Origin of the sequence: Streptomyces sp. NPDC001544 (assembly GCF_042894285.1) — a bacterium.
Taxonomy (GTDB): domain Bacteria; phylum Actinomycetota; class Actinomycetes; order Streptomycetales; family Streptomycetaceae; genus Streptomyces.
In genome coordinates, this window is record NZ_JBIAVN010000008.1 from 175669 (window position 1) to 189676 (window position 14008).

Consider the following 14008-nt stretch of genomic DNA (forward strand, 5'->3'; position numbering starts at 1 on the left):
TGATCAGACTCCAGCGGGCGTGACGGTGGCGGCGTCGGACAGGTCGGCCGGGGAGGCCAGGTGGCCCACGACCGCCGTGGCGGCGGCGACCTGCGGCGACACCAGGTGCGTACGGCCGCCCTTGCCCTGCCTGCCCTCGAAGTTGCGGTTGGAGGTGGAGGCGGAGCGCTCACCCGGGGCCAGCTGGTCGGGGTTCATGCCCAGACACATCGAGCAGCCCGCGTGCCGCCACTCGGCGCCGGCCTCCTTGAAGACGACGTCCAGGCCCTCGGAGACGGCCTGCAGACCCACGCGCGCGGAGCCCGGGACGACCAGCATCCGTACGCCGTCGGCGACTTTGCGGCCCTTGAGGAGCTCAGCGGCGGCGCGCAGGTCCTCGATACGGCCGTTGGTGCAGGAGCCTACGAAGACGGTGTCCACCTTGATGGAGCGCAGCGGCTGACCGGCCTCCAACCCCATGTATTCCAGGGCCTTTTCGGCGGCGTAGCGCTCCGAAGCGTCTTCGTACGAAGCCGGGTCGGGGACGGATGCCGAAAGCGGCGCGCCCTGGCCGGGGTTGGTGCCCCAGGTGACGAACGGCGACAGTTCGGCGGCGTCGATGACCACCTCGGCGTCGAAGACCGCGTCGTCGTCGGTGCGCAGGGTCTTCCAGTACTCCACCGCGGCGTCCCAGTCGGCGCCCTCGGGCGCGTGCGGGCGGCCCTTGAGGTACTCGAACGTGGTCTCGTCCGGGGCGATCATGCCCGCGCGGGCGCCGGCCTCGATCGACATGTTGCAGATGGTCATCCGGGCCTCCATCGAGAGCTTCTCGATGGCGGAGCCGCGGTACTCCAGGACGTAGCCCTGGCCGCCGCCGGTGCCGATCTTCGCGATGATCGCCAGGATCAGGTCCTTGGCGGTGACGCCCTCGGGCAGCTCGCCCTCGACGGTGATCGCCATGGTCTTGGGGCGGGCCATCGGCAGCGTCTGGGTGGCCAGCACGTGCTCCACCTGGGAGGTGCCGATACCGAACGCCAGCGCGCCGAAGGCACCGTGCGTGGAGGTGTGCGAGTCGCCGCAGACGACCGTCGTGCCGGGCTGGGTCAGGCCGAGCTGCGGGCCGACGACGTGCACGACGCCCTGCTCGACGTCGCCCAGGGGGTGCAGCCGGACGCCGAACTCCGCGCAGTTCTTGCGCAGCGTCTCCAGCTGGGCCCGGGAGACCGGGTCCGCGATGGGCTTGTCGATGTCGAGGGTCGGGGTGTTGTGATCCTCGGTGGCGATGGTGAGGTCGAGGCGGCGCACCCTGCGGCCGTTCTGCCTGAGGCCGTCGAAGGCCTGCGGGCTGGTCACCTCGTGCAGCAGGTGCAGATCGATGAAGAGGAGGTCGGGCTCGCCCTCGGCGCGCCGGACGACGTGGTCGTCCCAGACCTTCTCCGCGAGTGTCCTACCCATCGCATTCCCTCCGGCCGGCGCAGGTGCGCCGGCCCAACTAGAGATCTTGAGGAGGCAGCTGCCCGCGCCCCAGATGTTGGGCGTCCGCCACCGGGCCCGTTGGTCGGCGGGCCGCTCTGCGTTCAAGGGTGGCGCAGTCCACGGAAAATTGAACTTGCGTTTCACAGAGTGAGACGCGAGTATCGTTTCATGGACAACAGTAGCGGCGTCGGCGTTCTGGACAAGGCAGCCCTTGTCCTGAGCGCCCTGGAGTCCGGTCCGGCCACCCTCGCGGGTCTGGTCGGGGCCACCGGACTGGCACGACCCACGGCCCACCGGCTGGCCGTGGCTCTGGAACACCACCGCATGGTGGCGCGCGACATGCAGGGCCGCTTCATCCTCGGCCCGCGCCTGGCCGAGCTGGCCGCGGCGGCGGGCGAGGACCGCCTGCTGGCGACGGCGGGGCCGGTGCTCACCCACCTCAGGGACGTCACGGGCGAGAGCGCCCAGCTCTACCGGCGCCAGGGCGACATGCGCATCTGTGTGGCCGCGGCGGAACGGCTGTCCGGACTGCGGGACACCGTCCCGGTCGGCTCCACGCTGACCATGAAGGCCGGCTCCTCGGCGCAGATCCTGATGGCCTGGGAGGAGCCCGAGCGGCTGCACCGCGGTCTGCAGGGCGCCCGTTTCACGGCGACGGCCCTGTCGGGCGTACGGCGGCGCGGCTGGGCCCAGTCGATCGGCGAGCGCGAGCCGGGCGTGGCGTCCGTCTCCGCGCCGGTGCGCGGCCCCTCCAACCGCGTGGTGGCGGCGGTGTCCGTCTCCGGCCCCATCGAGCGCCTGACGCGCCACCCGGGCCGTATGCACGCCCAGGCGGTCATCGACGCCGCCGCCCGCCTCTCCGAGGCCCTGCGCCGCTCGGGCTGACCGCCGGCTCGTACGTCACCCGGGAGGGGTCGGCCTCAACGCCGCGGCAGGACCCTCCCGGCAGCACGTCGCCGGTCGGCGGACCCGCTCAGGAGGCACGGAGCCGGTCGGCCGCCCGGTCGCCCCGCCGTCCGACGGGGACGACACCCGTGGCCCTGCCCAGGCCGAACTCGGGCATGTTCATGTAGATCGACTCGTACGATCCGGCCTGCACGACGTATGTCTCGTGCCAGAAGCCGACGTTGCCCTTCCCCTCGCGCAGCCGCCGGTTGAAGGCGGCCCACGCGGGCCGGTGCCGCTTGTCCGGCGCCGACGCGTAGGCGAGCAGCTTCTCCTTCGAGTCCCAGTACTGCACCACGTACAGCACCCGCGGGAAGCCCAGCAGGAACTGGTGACCGAGCAGTCCGCTGCCCTTCTCGCGCGACAGCTCCGCGATCATCGGACCCATGGCCCGGGACACCGGCAGCCAACTGCGCAGCGCGGTGAAGCTGTTGATCCGCATCCCGATCAGGAAGACGACCACCTCGCCCTCGCTCGCCGCGGTCATGCGTCCTTCGATCAGCTTGGCACCCATCACGTCCCCCACTCCCCGACGGTCCTGACCCGATCATTGGATAGCTGCGCTATCCATGATTGGATAGTGGCACTTTCCAATGGGGGGTGCAAGAGGAAAGCGCGAGAGGAAGGGGTGCGAGACGGATGCGACTGGCGGAGCTGAGCACGCGCAGCGGTGTCTCCACGGCGACGATCAAGTACTACCTGCGCGAAGGGCTGCTGCACCCCGGCCGCCGGATCACGGCCACGCAGGCCGAGTACGACGAGGAGCATCTGCGGCGGCTGCGCCTGGTGCGCGCACTGATCCAGGTGGGACGGATCCCGGTGGCCTCGGCCCGGGAGGTGCTCGCCGCCCTGCAGGACGAGGGCCTCGGCCGCAACGAGCGACTGGGCACCGCCGTGTGGGCCCTCCCCCACGGACCGGCGCCGGACGAGGGCGACCCGGCGCACGAGGCGGCGCGGCGCACCGCGGACGCCCTGCTGGACCGGCTCGGCTGGAACTACGGCAGCACCTGCGAGACGCCCACCGCACCGGCATACGGGATGCTGGTGACCGCGATCTCCGCACTCTCCCGGCTCGGCTACCCGTGCTCCGCCCAGGACTTGGAGCCGTACGCCCGCGCGATGGAGCGGATCGCGGTCACCGATCTCGACCTGGTGGAGCGCTACGGGACGCCGGACGAGCAGGTGGAGGCCGCGGTGGCGTTGACCGTGCTGTACGAACCGGTGCTGCTGAGCCTGCGCCGACTGGCGGAGGCGGAGGAGTCACGCCGGCGGTTCGGCGGCAAGTGACCGGAAGAACACCGAAGGCCCCCCACCGAAGTGGAGGGCCTTCAACTGCTGTACCCCCGACCGGATTCGAACCGGCGCTACCGCCTTGAGAGGGCGGCGTGCTAGGCCGCTACACAACGGGGGCGAGGATCTTGCAAGCGTTGACTTACATCGCCGCAGATCCGAGCTGGTCTACCTGGACTCGAACCAAGACTAACTGAACCAGAATCAGTCGTGCTGCCAATTACACCATAGACCAATGATGGTTTAGACCAGTCAGTACCCCCGACCGGATTCGAACCGGCGCTACCGCCTTGAGAGGGCGGCGTGCTAGGCCGCTACACAACGGGGGCCCTAGCGATCCCGACAGGGTCAGGACCAGTACCCCCGACCGGATTCGAACCGGCGCTACCGCCTTGAGAGGGCGGCGTGCTAGGCCGCTACACAACGGGGGCTTTGCGGATGTGATCCGCAGTGCGGATGAGCTCCGCGAGCTGGCCTACCTGGACTCGAACCAAGACTAACTGAACCAGAATCAGTCGTGCTGCCAATTACACCATAGGCCACTGGAACGCAAGCCCCTGAGGGGATCTTGTTCTAGTTCGCTCCGTCGGTTCCGGCCTTTCGGCCCGCTCCCCGGCGGCGCAGGAAGAACATTACCTGAAGGTGGACGGGGCTCCAAAACGACTATCCGGAGCGAGGAGCGCGGGCAGTTCGGCGAGGGACGCGATCCGGTGGTGCCGGACCGACACGTCGTCGCCGGTCCACGCGCCGGCCCGGTCGATCCACACGGACCGCAGCCCCGCCTCGGCGGCCCCGCGCCCGTCGATCTCCGGGTGGTCGCCGACGTACGCCACCTCGTGCGGGGGCAGGTCCAGGGCCTCGCACGCCGCCAGGAACGCCCCGGCCGCCGGCTTGGAGACCCCGAGCTCGGCGGCGCACAACACGGTCTCGAAGCGGTCCCACACGCCCAGGGTGCGCAGCTTGCGCTCCTGCACGTGGATGCTCGAGTTGGACAGCACGGCGTGCCGGTGGCTGGCGGCGAGGGCGTCCAGGACGGGCAGCACGTCCGGGAACAGGTTCCAGGCCGCCTCGTAGTGGACCAGGTACCGCGCGAACCAGTCGTCGGCCTCGCCGTCGGTCAACCGTCTGCCGAGGAAGACACGGGTGCGGTCGCGCCGTTGTGTGACGAAGTCGACCTCACCGGCGGAGAACCGCGCCCACTGGGCGTCGGTGATCTCCCGCCACAGCCGCAGCGCCTCCTCGGCCGACCCGTACCGCCCGAGCAGCCCCTCGGCCAGGAGGTGCGCCCGTATGCCCTCCCGGTCGGCCGTCGAGTAGTCGAACAGGGTGTCGTCCACGTCCCAGACCACGGCACGGATGCTCATGAGCCGACGGTATCGCCGCCTGTCCTCCGGTACGTGTGAGGGGCGGCACCCGGAGTTCCGGGTGCCGCCCCTCACACGTATCAGCGCTTACGCGGCCAGCCTCGTCAGTGCCGCGTCGATCCTGGCCAGCGTCTTCTCCTTGCCCAGGATCTCCAGGGACTCGAAGAGGGGCAGGCCCACCGTGCGGCCGGTAACGGCCACGCGGACGGGGGCCTGGGCCTTGCCGAGCTTGAGGCCGTGGGCCTCGCCGGCGGCCAGGACGGCCTCCTTCAGGGACTCCGCCGAGGTCCAGTCGGCGGACTCCAGCTTCTCGCGGGCCGTGCGGAGCAGGTCGCCCGCGCCCTCCTTCATCGCCTTGGCCCAGCTCGCCTCGTCGTGGACCGGCTCGGCGAGGAAGAGGAAGTCGACGTTGTCGGTGATCTCCGACAGGACCTTCAGCCGGGTCTGCGCGTGCGGGGCGATCGCCTGCCACTTCGCCTCGTCGAAGTCCTCCGGCGCCCAGGGGGCGAAGGGGGCCTTGAGCCAGGGCGCGCAGCGCTCCGTGAAGTCCTTCACATCCAGCAGCCGGATGTGGTCGGCGTTGATCGCCTCGGCCTTCTTCAGGTCGAAGCGGGCCGGGTTCGGGTTCACGTCCGCGATGTCGAAGGCGGCGATCATCTCGTCGATCGTGAAGATGTCCTGGTCGGCCGAGAGGGACCAGCCGAGCAGGGAGAGGTAGTTGAGCAGGCCCTCGGGGAGGAAGCCGCGCTCCCGGTAGAGGTTGAGGGAGGACTGCGGGTCGCGCTTGGAGAGCTTCTTGTTGCCCTCGCCCATCACGTACGGCAGGTGACCGAAGGCCGGGATCCGCTTGGCGATGCCCAGCTCGGTCAGCGCCTTGTAGAGCGCGATCTGGCGCGGGGTGGAGGAGAGCAGGTCCTCGCCGCGCAGGACGTGGGTGATCTCCATCAGGGCGTCGTCGACCGGGTTGACCAGCGTGTACAGCGGGGCGCCGTTGGCGCGGACGATGCCGTAGTCCGGGACGTTCTCCGGGGTGAAGGTCAGCTCGCCGCGGACCAGGTCCGTGAAGGTGATCGTCTCGTCGGGCATGCGGAACCGGACGATCGGGGTGCGGCCCTGGGCCTGGTACTCCTCCACCTGCTCGGCGCTCAGGTCACGGCAGTGGCCGTCGTACCCGGAGGGCTTGCCCGCGGCGCGGGCGGCCTCGCGGCGGGAGTCCAGCTCCTCCTGGGAGCAGTAGCAGCGGTAGGCGTGGCCGGCGTCGAGCAGCTTGGCGGCGACGTCCTTGTAGAGGTCCATGCGCTGCGACTGCCGGTACGGCGCGTGCGGGCCGCCGATCTCGGGGCCCTCGTCCCAGTCGAAGCCCAGCCAGCGCATGGAGTCGAGCAGCTGGTCGTAGGACTCCTCGGAGTCGCGGGCCGCGTCGGTGTCCTCGATGCGGAAGACCAGCGTGCCCTGGTGGTGCCGGGCGAACGCCCAGTTGAACAGGGCGGTGCGGACCAGTCCCACATGGGGGTTACCGGTGGGCGAGGGGCAGAAACGGACGCGTACGGGGGAGCCGGGTGCGCTAGCCACGCTTGACAACCTTGTTGGTGAGAGTGCCGATGCCTTCGATGGTGACGGCGACCTCGTCGCCGACGTTCAGGGGGCCGACCCCTGCGGGGGTGCCGGTGAGGATCACGTCGCCGGGCAGCAGCGTCATGGCCTCGGAGATGTTGACGACCAGGTCCTCGATGGAGTGGATCATCTCGCTCGTCCGCCCCAGCTGGCGCTGTTCGCCGTTGACCGTGAGCTGGACGGTCAGGTCGGACGCGGTGGCGAGGTCCAGGTCCGTCTCGACCCAGGGACCGAGCGGGCAGGAGGTGTCGAAGCCCTTGGCCCGCGCCCACTGCTTCTCCCGCTTCTGGACGTCGCGGGCGGTGACGTCGTTGGCGCAGGTGTACCCGAAGATCACGTCCTGGACGCGCTCGCGCGGCACCTCGCGGCACATGCGGCCGATGACCACGGCCAGCTCGGCCTCGTGGTGCAGTTCCTCGGAGAACGGCGGGTACTGGATCTCGTCGCCCGGGCCGATCACCGAGGTGGAGGGCTTGAAGAAGGCGAAGGGCGCGTCGGGGACCTCGTTGCCCAGTTCACGCGCGTGCTCGGCGTAGTTGCGGCCGAAGGCCACGACCTTGTTGGGGAGTACGGGCGGCAGCAGCCTGACCTTGCTGACCGGCACCTTCGTGCCGGAGAGCGCGTAGTCCGCGAACGGGATGCCCTTGATGATGTCGAGGACGAGTTCGTCCTGCTTGTCGCCCTCGACCGCGCCGAAGGCGACGTTCCCGTCGATGGAGAACCTGGCGATGCGCACGGGATCCTTGCGCCCCTTAACTTCTTACCGAGCCGGCTGGAGTCTGACGATCCAGGCTAACGCGGAAGAGGCCCGGGACCTCGCGCATGACGAAGGGCGCCCCTCCGTACCGGGGCGCCCGCATCCCGTGCTCGGCCGCGGTTGAGCATCCGGCGGCCGGTGTGCGTACTACTCCGCGACGGAGGTCCCGACCGGGACCTCGACGAGGACGGTGCGCCTGGGGTTCGCGGTTTGGGTCGGCAGTTCGACGGAGTGCTCCGGCTGCTCCGGGGTCTGCAGTTCGCCGGCGTCCTCGAGGTGCGCCAGGGTCGTGCGCCGCGGGTTGGCTATCGTGCGGAACATCATCGTCGTCTTCACGGTTGCGGTCGTCCTGTTCGTCTTGTCACTGTTGCCGTATTTGTAAAGTGCCAGGCTAAACACGCGATTCCCCAGCGGAGTCGTGAAGTACTCATGGTCGACGTGTGAGTTTGCTCACGAGTGCGGAGACATCTCGGTCAATTCCGACTCCGTATCCTCATCGATGAAACGGACATTGACTCCCTGAAGCCGTCATTCCGCTCCTGATCATGGCGACTGGGACACCGGCCACACGCAGGCAACCCGCCGGAGTAAGTCCGCTTTGTCCGCGAATTGCCTCCACGTCGTGTAACACGGCACTCACCTGCTGTCACGGAGGTCACAGCTCGGCCCCGGCCCTTGTTGGAGATCCGGCACTGTGCTGGAATTCCACGGACCGCCGCAGGATCGAGCCGGCGCACAGGGGGCGCGACGCAGCGCCGATGTGGCGGCGAGACAGGGGGAGCCAGCGCCGGTCACCCAAGACCCCCCAGGAGGGCGTTTTCAGGGCGCTCTCCACAACGCCGACACCGTGTCCTTCCGTTCTCGCGGAGGGGCGCCTGGTCCAGAGGTTGCGACGCTAGTGCAGGGACGTTTCAAGAGGGATGGCAGCGCTTCGGCGGAGCCGGAGCCGCATGGCGGGACTGGCCCCGTGAAAGGCAGCTCCGCGCCCCAGCACGCCCAGAACCCGGGCCCGGCCCCGTCGGGCGACGCCGGTGAGCGCTCCGGGCGCCCCGGCGCGTCGGCACCTTCGGGACCCGCGAGCCCCGCTCCCGCGGTGAAGCCCGCCAAGGGCCCCTCCGGCCCCGGCGCGCGCATGGCGCTGCGCAACTGGCGCATCTCGACGCGCCTGGTGTCGCTGCTCGCACTCCCCGTGGTCGCCGCGACCTCGCTGGGCGCGCTGCGCATCAGCCAGAACGTCGACGACATCCAGCAGCTCGACAACATGAAGCTGCTGACGGACATGACCAAGCAGGCGACCGAGCTGGCCCAGGCGCTCCAGGACGAGCGCGACCAGTCCGCCGGCCCGCTGGCGCACGGCGCCACCCCCAACGGGGACTACGCGGTCAAGGGTCTGTACGAGAAGACCGACCACGCCCTCGGCAACTTCAACGACGCCTCCGAGGAAATCGACGACGCCAGCAAGAAGGGTCAGCTGCAGGGCGTCCGCGACAGCCTCGTCGGCCTGGCGGGCCAGCTCGACCAGCTGGCGAAGATCCGCAAGGCCGCGTACCAGTCCAAGGACAACTCGACGCAGACGGTCGAGTCCTACCACCGCCTGATCACCCAGCTCGTCGACCTCTCGCAGGACATGGCGGAGGCGTCCAGCAACCCGGAGATGATCTCGCGCACCCGCGCCCTGGCGGCGTTCTCGACCGCCAAGGAGTACGCGTCCGTGCAGCGCGCGGTCCTCGCCGCGGCCCTGCCCGAGACGAACACGGCGTCCGGTCGCCTCTCCGACAACGACCGGTTGTACGCGCAGTCGGCGCAGAGCAGCGAGACCTCCGAACTCAGCATCTTCCGGAAGATCTACGCGGACCAGAACCCCGAGGAGCTGCTGAAGCCCATCGACTCGGGCAACTCGAGCATCGAGTCCGCGGACACCTACGCCAACCGCGCCCTCAGCAGCGCCGACGGCCTCTCCGAACTGCAGAAGCGGTCCTACCGCGACTGGGTGGACGAGAGCTCGGTCAAGATCGAGCAGATGAAGAAGATCGAGCACACGCTGCTCGAGGACATGGAGCAGAAGGCCCGCGAGCTGCGCTCCGCCTCCGAGCGCGAGGCGATCATCTCCGGTGCGCTGATCCTGCTGGTGCTCGGTGTCTCCCTGGTCGGCGCCTTCGTCGTGGCCCGCTCCATGATCCGCTCCCTGCGCCGTCTGCAGGAGACCGCCACCAAGGTCGCCCAGGACCGTCTGCCCGAGCTGGTCAAGCAGCTCTCCGAGTCCGACCCGCAGGACGTGGACACCTCCGTGGAGTCGGTCGGTGTGCACTCCCGGGACGAGATCGGCCAGGTGGCCGCGGCCTTCGACGACGTGCACCGCGAGGCGGTCCGGCTCGCCGCCGAGCAGGCCCTGCTGCGGGGCAACGTCAACGCGATGTTCACCAACCTCTCGCGCCGCTCCCAGGGTCTGATCCAGCGCCAGCTGTCGCTGATCTCCGAACTGGAGTCCCGCGAGGCCGACCCGGACCAGCTGTCCTCGCTGTTCAAGCTGGACCACCTCGCGACCCGTATGCGCCGTAACGGCGAAAACCTCCTCGTCCTCGCCGGTGAGGAGCCCGGCCGCCGCTGGACCCGCCCGGTCCCGCTGGTCGACGTGCTCCGCGCCGCCGCGTCCGAGGTGGAGCAGTACGAGCGCATCGAGCTGGCCTCCGTGCCGACCACCGAGGTCGCCGGCCGGGTCGTCAACGACCTCGTGCACCTGCTCGCCGAGCTGCTGGAGAACGCCACCTCGTTCTCCTCGCCGCAGACCAAGGTCAAGGTCACCGGTCACGCGCTGCCCGACGGCCGCGTGCTGATCGAGATCCACGACACCGGTATCGGCCTCTCCCCCGAGGACCTCGCGGCGATCAACGAGCGGCTCGCCTCGCCGCCCACCGTGGACGTCTCCGTCTCCCGCCGCATGGGCCTGTTCGTGGTCGGCCGGCTGTCCCAGCGACACGGCATCCGCATCCAGCTGCGCCCGTCCGACTCCGGTGGTACGACCGCGCTGGTCATGCTTCCCGTGGACGTCGCCCAGGGGGGCAAGAAGCCCGCTCCCGGTAAGGGCGGCGCCCCCTCCTCGGGCGGCCCTGCCGCCGCGCAGGCCGCCGCCGGCGCGGCCGCGGCCCGGCGGGGCAACGGCGGCTCGCTCGGCGCGGGCGCGCCCGGTGGTGCGCTCGGCGGGGGTGCCCCGTCCGGTGGACGCCCCGGCGCCGGTCCCGGCCAGCGTGGCCAGGTCGGTGCCGGACAGGGACCGCGGGCCGCGCTGCCCGGCGCGGGCCAGGGCGGTCGTCCCGGTGGGCCCGGCGGACCGCGCGGACCGCAGCAGGGCCGGCCGGCGCCGGCCGGTGCGGGCGCGGCCGGCTTCGGGGGTCAGGCTCCCGGTGCTCCCCAGGGTCTGCAGGCCGCCGGTACGGGCGGGCCGCAGCAGGACCCCTTCGGCACCAACCGCGGCCCCGTGCCTCCGCAGCGCGGCAACAACGCCGCCGCCGACCAGGGCCGCCAGCCCCAGCTGCCGCCGCGCGGCGGGCCGCGGGCGGAACTGCCCGGCGGCAACCCGCAGCGCACGCCCGAGTGGGGCGACGCCCCGCGCGGCCACGACGAGCAGGACCCGGCGCAGACCTCGCGCATGCCGCGCATCGACGACCGGCAGGGTCCCGGTGCGACCGCGGAGATGCCCGTCGTCCCGCGCGACGACCGCCAAAATCCGGCCGCCACGGGCGAGTTCCCGCGCCCGGACATCAACGGCGTGAGCCAGAACGGTGTGAACGGCTCCCAGCACAACGGCCAGTTCAACCGCCCGGCCGCCGACGACCAGCAGAACAGCGGCCAGTTCGACCACCCCGGTGCGGGTGGCCAGCAGACGGGCTCGTTCGTCCGCTCCGACGTCTTCGGTTCCCCGGGCGGGCAGCCGGACGGCGCCGGCACGGGCCAGTTCGCCGCCCCGCAGGCGTACGACGCCGGTTCCACCGGTCAGTTCGCCGCGCCGGGCTACGACAGCAACTCCACCGGCCAGTTCGCCACCCAGGACTTCGATGCCGGGTCCACCGGGCAGCACTCCCTGCCCGGCCGCCAGGGCGGCTCCGGCACCGGTCAGTTCGAGCGGCCGCAGCAGGACGGCCGGGGCGCCGACTTCGGCGCGCCGCGTCCGCCGGCCCCGCAGCAGCGCCCGGCCCGGCAGGAGCCGGCCAACCGGAGCGCCGCGCAGCGGCCCAGCGAGGGCTGGGAACTGCCGCCGGCCGCCGGCCCCGGGGACGGTCGTACACCGCTGTACGACACCCTGGAGACCAACTGGTTCCGCGGTCAGGGCGGCGGTCAGGGCGGACAGCCCGAACCGCAGCGGCGGGGCGGCTCGGCTCCGGCTCCCGCCCCCCAGCAGCCGCAGGCTCCCACTCCCGCCGCCTCGGCCGCTCCACAGCGTGGCACCACCAACTCCTGGCGCCCCTCGCCGAACGACGATCTCGTCCGGCAGGCGGAGCGCGTCCGGCAACCGGCCGCGGGCGGCGTCACCACCTCCGGTCTGCCGCGCCGAGTACCCCGGGCGAACCTCGTCCCGGGTACGGCTCAGCAGCAGCAGCACCAAACCGGTCCGCAGGTCTCGCGTGCGCCCGACGACGTACGCGGCCGGCTGACCAATCTCCGTCGGGGTATCGCGCAGGGTCGTCAGGCCGGCAACGGTCAGACCGGCAACTTCCCGAGCCCTACTCACCAGCAGGAGCGTTAGTTGAGCCCGATGAGCCAGGCGGCACAGAACCTCAACTGGTTGATCACCAACTTCGTGGACAACACCCCCGGGGTGTCCCACACCGTCGTCGTGTCCGCCGACGGTCTCCTTCTGGCGATGTCCGAAGGCTTTCCGCGTGACCGCGCCGACCAGCTGGCGGCCGTGGCGTCCGGGCTCACCTCGCTGACGGCCGGGGCCTCCCGGATCTTCGAGGGCGGGAACGTGGCGCAGACGGTCGTGGAGATGGAGCGCGGGTTCCTCTTCCTGATGTCCGTCTCGGACGGGTCGTCCCTGGCGGTCCTGGCCCACCCCGAGTGCGACATCGGCCTCGTCGGCTACGAGATGGCCCTGCTGGTCGACCGCGCGGGCGCGGTGCTCACGCCAGACCTGCGTGCCGAACTGCAAGGCAGTCTGCTTCACTGATCGGCTCCGGTACCACCCACCTCACCAAATCACCGTCCGGCCGCCACAATCCCCCCACCGGCCCGTCAGACGGCTAGCCCGACCGACTTGCTGTCCCGCCCGGAGGATTCATGACCCCGCCCACCGCCTCTCATGATCCGTACGCCGAGCCGTACGGGGACGAGGGCGACCAGCCGCTGGTACGTCCGTACGCGATGACCGGTGGCCGGACCCGGCCGCGCTATCAGCTCGCCATCGAGGCACTGATCAGCACCACGGCCGACCCGGCAGCGCTCATGGGGCTCCTCCCGGAGCACCAGCGGATCTGCCATCTGTGCCGTGAGGTGAAGTCGGTCGCGGAGGTGTCCGCGCTGCTCGCCATGCCGCTGGGCGTGGCCCGGATCCTCGTCGCGGACCTCGCCGAGGCCGGCCTGGTGGCCATCCACCAGCCGGGCGGTGACGAGAACAACGGCGGCGCACCGGATGTGACGCTGCTCGAAAGGGTGCTCAGTGGACTTCGCAAGCTCTGACGGGGGCCGGGCGACCACCTCCGCGAAGATCGTGGTGGCGGGTGGCTTCGGCGTGGGCAAGACCACGTTCGTGGGCGCCGTCTCGGAGATCAATCCGCTGCGCACAGAGGCCGTCATGACGTCCGCTTCGGCCGGCATCGACGACCTCACCCACACCGGGGACAAGACGACCACCACGGTCGCCATGGACTTCGGCCGCATCACGCTCGACCAGGACCTGATCCTGTACCTCTTCGGTACCCCGGGCCAGGACCGGTTCTGGTTCATGTGGGACGACCTGGTGCGCGGCGCCATCGGCGCGGTGGTGCTCGTGGACACCCGCCGGCTGGCGGACTGCTTCCCGGCGGTGGACTACTTCGAGAACTCGGGCCTGCCGTTCGTCATCGCCCTCAACGGCTTCGACGGACAGCAGCCCTACAGCCCCGACGAGGTGCGCGAGGCGCTGCAGATCGGGCCGGACACTCCGATCATCACCACCGACGCCCGGCACCGCGCCGATGCCAAGAGTGCGCTGATCACGCTGGTGGAACACGCCCTGATGGCCCGCCTGAGGTAGCGCAAATCGAGAGTGCGGTACGGCAGTTGTCGTAAGCACACCGGAGCCGGCTGTGGCCTTTGACACGGTCGGCTTCGGTGTTCATAACGTTTCGGCAGAGGAATCGGGTGGTATCGCCACGCGTCGCGTTCGCCTGGTGCCGCTGCGCGCACGAAAGCCCCGCAATTTGGCGGGGCTCGTTCTTTATGACCGTTTTATCTGGGGCTTACAAGTGCGCGCTCTGGTGGTTTCCGCTGTTTGGAAGTGCGTAGGGCCCCGTGCTGGAATGCCTGAACTGCCCAATAGTCAAAGACGTACTCCCTAGTGGTCGATGGCACACAGGGCTCTGAGAGACTGCGGCACGACGTAGGTGCC

At 70.3% G+C, this 14008-nt stretch carries 12 protein-coding genes and 5 tRNA genes; 6 read left to right on the forward strand and 11 right to left on the reverse strand.

What is annotated here, in order from left to right:
- Positions 1–3: 3 nt before the first annotated feature.
- Positions 4–1434: a 3-isopropylmalate dehydratase large subunit gene (gene leuC, locus ACFY0F_RS21920; protein ID WP_388796685.1), complete on the reverse strand. Its 1431-nt coding sequence runs from the start codon at positions 1432–1434 to the stop codon at positions 4–6.
- A 189-nt stretch (positions 1435–1623) separates the two neighbouring features.
- Here leuC and ndgR point away from each other — a divergent pair, with 189 nt between their 5' ends.
- Positions 1624–2340: an IclR family transcriptional regulator NdgR gene (gene ndgR / locus ACFY0F_RS21925; protein ID WP_009320373.1), complete on the forward strand. Its 717-nt coding sequence runs from the start codon at positions 1624–1626 to the stop codon at positions 2338–2340.
- An 88-nt stretch (positions 2341–2428) separates the two neighbouring features.
- Here ndgR and ACFY0F_RS21930 read toward each other — a convergent pair whose 3' ends face one another.
- A complete protein-coding gene (locus ACFY0F_RS21930; RefSeq protein ID WP_388796689.1) occupies positions 2429–2914 on the reverse strand; it encodes a DUF4188 domain-containing protein in 486 nt (161 codons plus the stop codon).
- A 125-nt stretch (positions 2915–3039) separates the two neighbouring features.
- Between ACFY0F_RS21930 and ACFY0F_RS21935 the strand changes: the two genes are divergently transcribed.
- A complete protein-coding gene (locus tag ACFY0F_RS21935) occupies positions 3040–3687 on the forward strand; it encodes a MerR family transcriptional regulator (RefSeq protein ID WP_388796692.1) in 648 nt (215 codons plus the stop codon).
- A 51-nt stretch (positions 3688–3738) separates the two neighbouring features.
- Here the strand turns inward: ACFY0F_RS21935 and ACFY0F_RS21940 are convergent.
- The 9 genes from ACFY0F_RS21940 to ACFY0F_RS21980 form a co-directional block, all read right to left on the reverse strand.
- Positions 3739–3811 (reverse strand) — tRNA-Glu (locus ACFY0F_RS21940).
- A 42-nt stretch (positions 3812–3853) separates the two neighbouring features.
- Positions 3854–3925, reverse strand: a tRNA-Gln gene (locus tag ACFY0F_RS21945).
- Between the two features lie 21 nt (positions 3926–3946).
- Positions 3947–4019: transfer RNA gene (locus tag ACFY0F_RS21950), tRNA-Glu, on the reverse strand.
- A 29-nt stretch (positions 4020–4048) separates the two neighbouring features.
- Positions 4049–4121: transfer RNA gene (locus tag ACFY0F_RS21955), tRNA-Glu, on the reverse strand.
- A gap of 39 nt (positions 4122–4160) precedes the next feature.
- Positions 4161–4232 (reverse strand) — tRNA-Gln (locus tag ACFY0F_RS21960).
- Positions 4233–4322: 90 nt separating this feature from the next.
- On the reverse strand, positions 4323–5054 hold the full coding sequence (locus ACFY0F_RS21965) for an HAD family hydrolase (RefSeq protein WP_388796695.1): 732 nt from the start codon (positions 5052–5054) through the stop codon (positions 4323–4325).
- Between the two features lie 87 nt (positions 5055–5141).
- A complete protein-coding gene (gene gltX, locus ACFY0F_RS21970) occupies positions 5142–6626 on the reverse strand; it encodes a glutamate--tRNA ligase (RefSeq protein WP_388796699.1) in 1485 nt (494 codons plus the stop codon).
- Positions 6619–7404 (reverse strand): fumarylacetoacetate hydrolase family protein, encoded by a 786-nt coding sequence (locus ACFY0F_RS21975; RefSeq protein WP_388796702.1) that lies wholly within the window; start codon positions 7402–7404, stop codon positions 6619–6621. The genes gltX and ACFY0F_RS21975 overlap by 8 nt, the downstream gene beginning before the upstream one ends.
- A gap of 168 nt (positions 7405–7572) precedes the next feature.
- Positions 7573–7761, reverse strand: a complete 189-nt coding sequence (locus tag ACFY0F_RS21980; RefSeq protein WP_388796705.1) for a hypothetical protein — start codon at positions 7759–7761, stop codon at positions 7573–7575.
- A gap of 562 nt (positions 7762–8323) precedes the next feature.
- Between ACFY0F_RS21980 and ACFY0F_RS21985 the strand changes: the two genes are divergently transcribed.
- The 4 genes from ACFY0F_RS21985 (at position 8324) to ACFY0F_RS22000 (ending at position 13654) form a co-directional block, all read left to right on the forward strand.
- Positions 8324–12166: a nitrate- and nitrite sensing domain-containing protein gene (locus tag ACFY0F_RS21985; RefSeq protein WP_388796708.1), complete on the forward strand. Its 3843-nt coding sequence runs from the start codon at positions 8324–8326 to the stop codon at positions 12164–12166.
- Between the two features lie 9 nt (positions 12167–12175).
- Entirely contained in the window at positions 12176–12589 is a 414-nt protein-coding gene (locus tag ACFY0F_RS21990) for a roadblock/LC7 domain-containing protein (protein WP_003973453.1), read from the forward strand.
- 110 nt (positions 12590–12699) lie between these two features.
- The gene (locus tag ACFY0F_RS21995) at positions 12700–13098 is read left to right on the forward strand and encodes a DUF742 domain-containing protein (protein WP_019058642.1); all 399 of its coding nucleotides are present in this window, start codon (positions 12700–12702) and stop codon (positions 13096–13098) included.
- The gene (locus ACFY0F_RS22000; RefSeq protein WP_009190815.1) at positions 13079–13654 is read left to right on the forward strand and encodes an ATP/GTP-binding protein; all 576 of its coding nucleotides are present in this window, start codon (positions 13079–13081) and stop codon (positions 13652–13654) included. Before ACFY0F_RS21995 ends, ACFY0F_RS22000 begins: the two co-directional genes overlap by 20 nt.
- The last annotated feature ends 354 nt before the right edge of the window (positions 13655–14008 follow it).

Excerpts from the sequence above, each read along its gene's own strand:
- leuC (WP_388796685.1), bottom strand. The coding sequence starts at position 1,434 with ATGGGTAGGACACTCGCGGAGAAGGTCTGGGACGACCACGTCGTCCGG.
- ndgR (WP_009320373.1), top strand. The coding sequence starts at position 1,624 with ATGGACAACAGTAGCGGCGTCGGCGTTCTGGACAAGGCAGCCCTTGTC.
- ACFY0F_RS21930 (WP_388796689.1), bottom strand. The coding sequence starts at position 2,914 with ATGGGTGCCAAGCTGATCGAAGGACGCATGACCGCGGCGAGCGAGGGC.
- ACFY0F_RS21935 (WP_388796692.1), top strand. The coding sequence starts at position 3,040 with ATGCGACTGGCGGAGCTGAGCACGCGCAGCGGTGTCTCCACGGCGACG.
- ACFY0F_RS21965 (WP_388796695.1), bottom strand. The coding sequence starts at position 5,054 with ATGAGCATCCGTGCCGTGGTCTGGGACGTGGACGACACCCTGTTCGAC.
- ACFY0F_RS21990 (WP_003973453.1), top strand. The coding sequence starts at position 12,176 with ATGAGCCAGGCGGCACAGAACCTCAACTGGTTGATCACCAACTTCGTG.
- ACFY0F_RS21995 (WP_019058642.1), top strand. The coding sequence starts at position 12,700 with ATGACCCCGCCCACCGCCTCTCATGATCCGTACGCCGAGCCGTACGGG.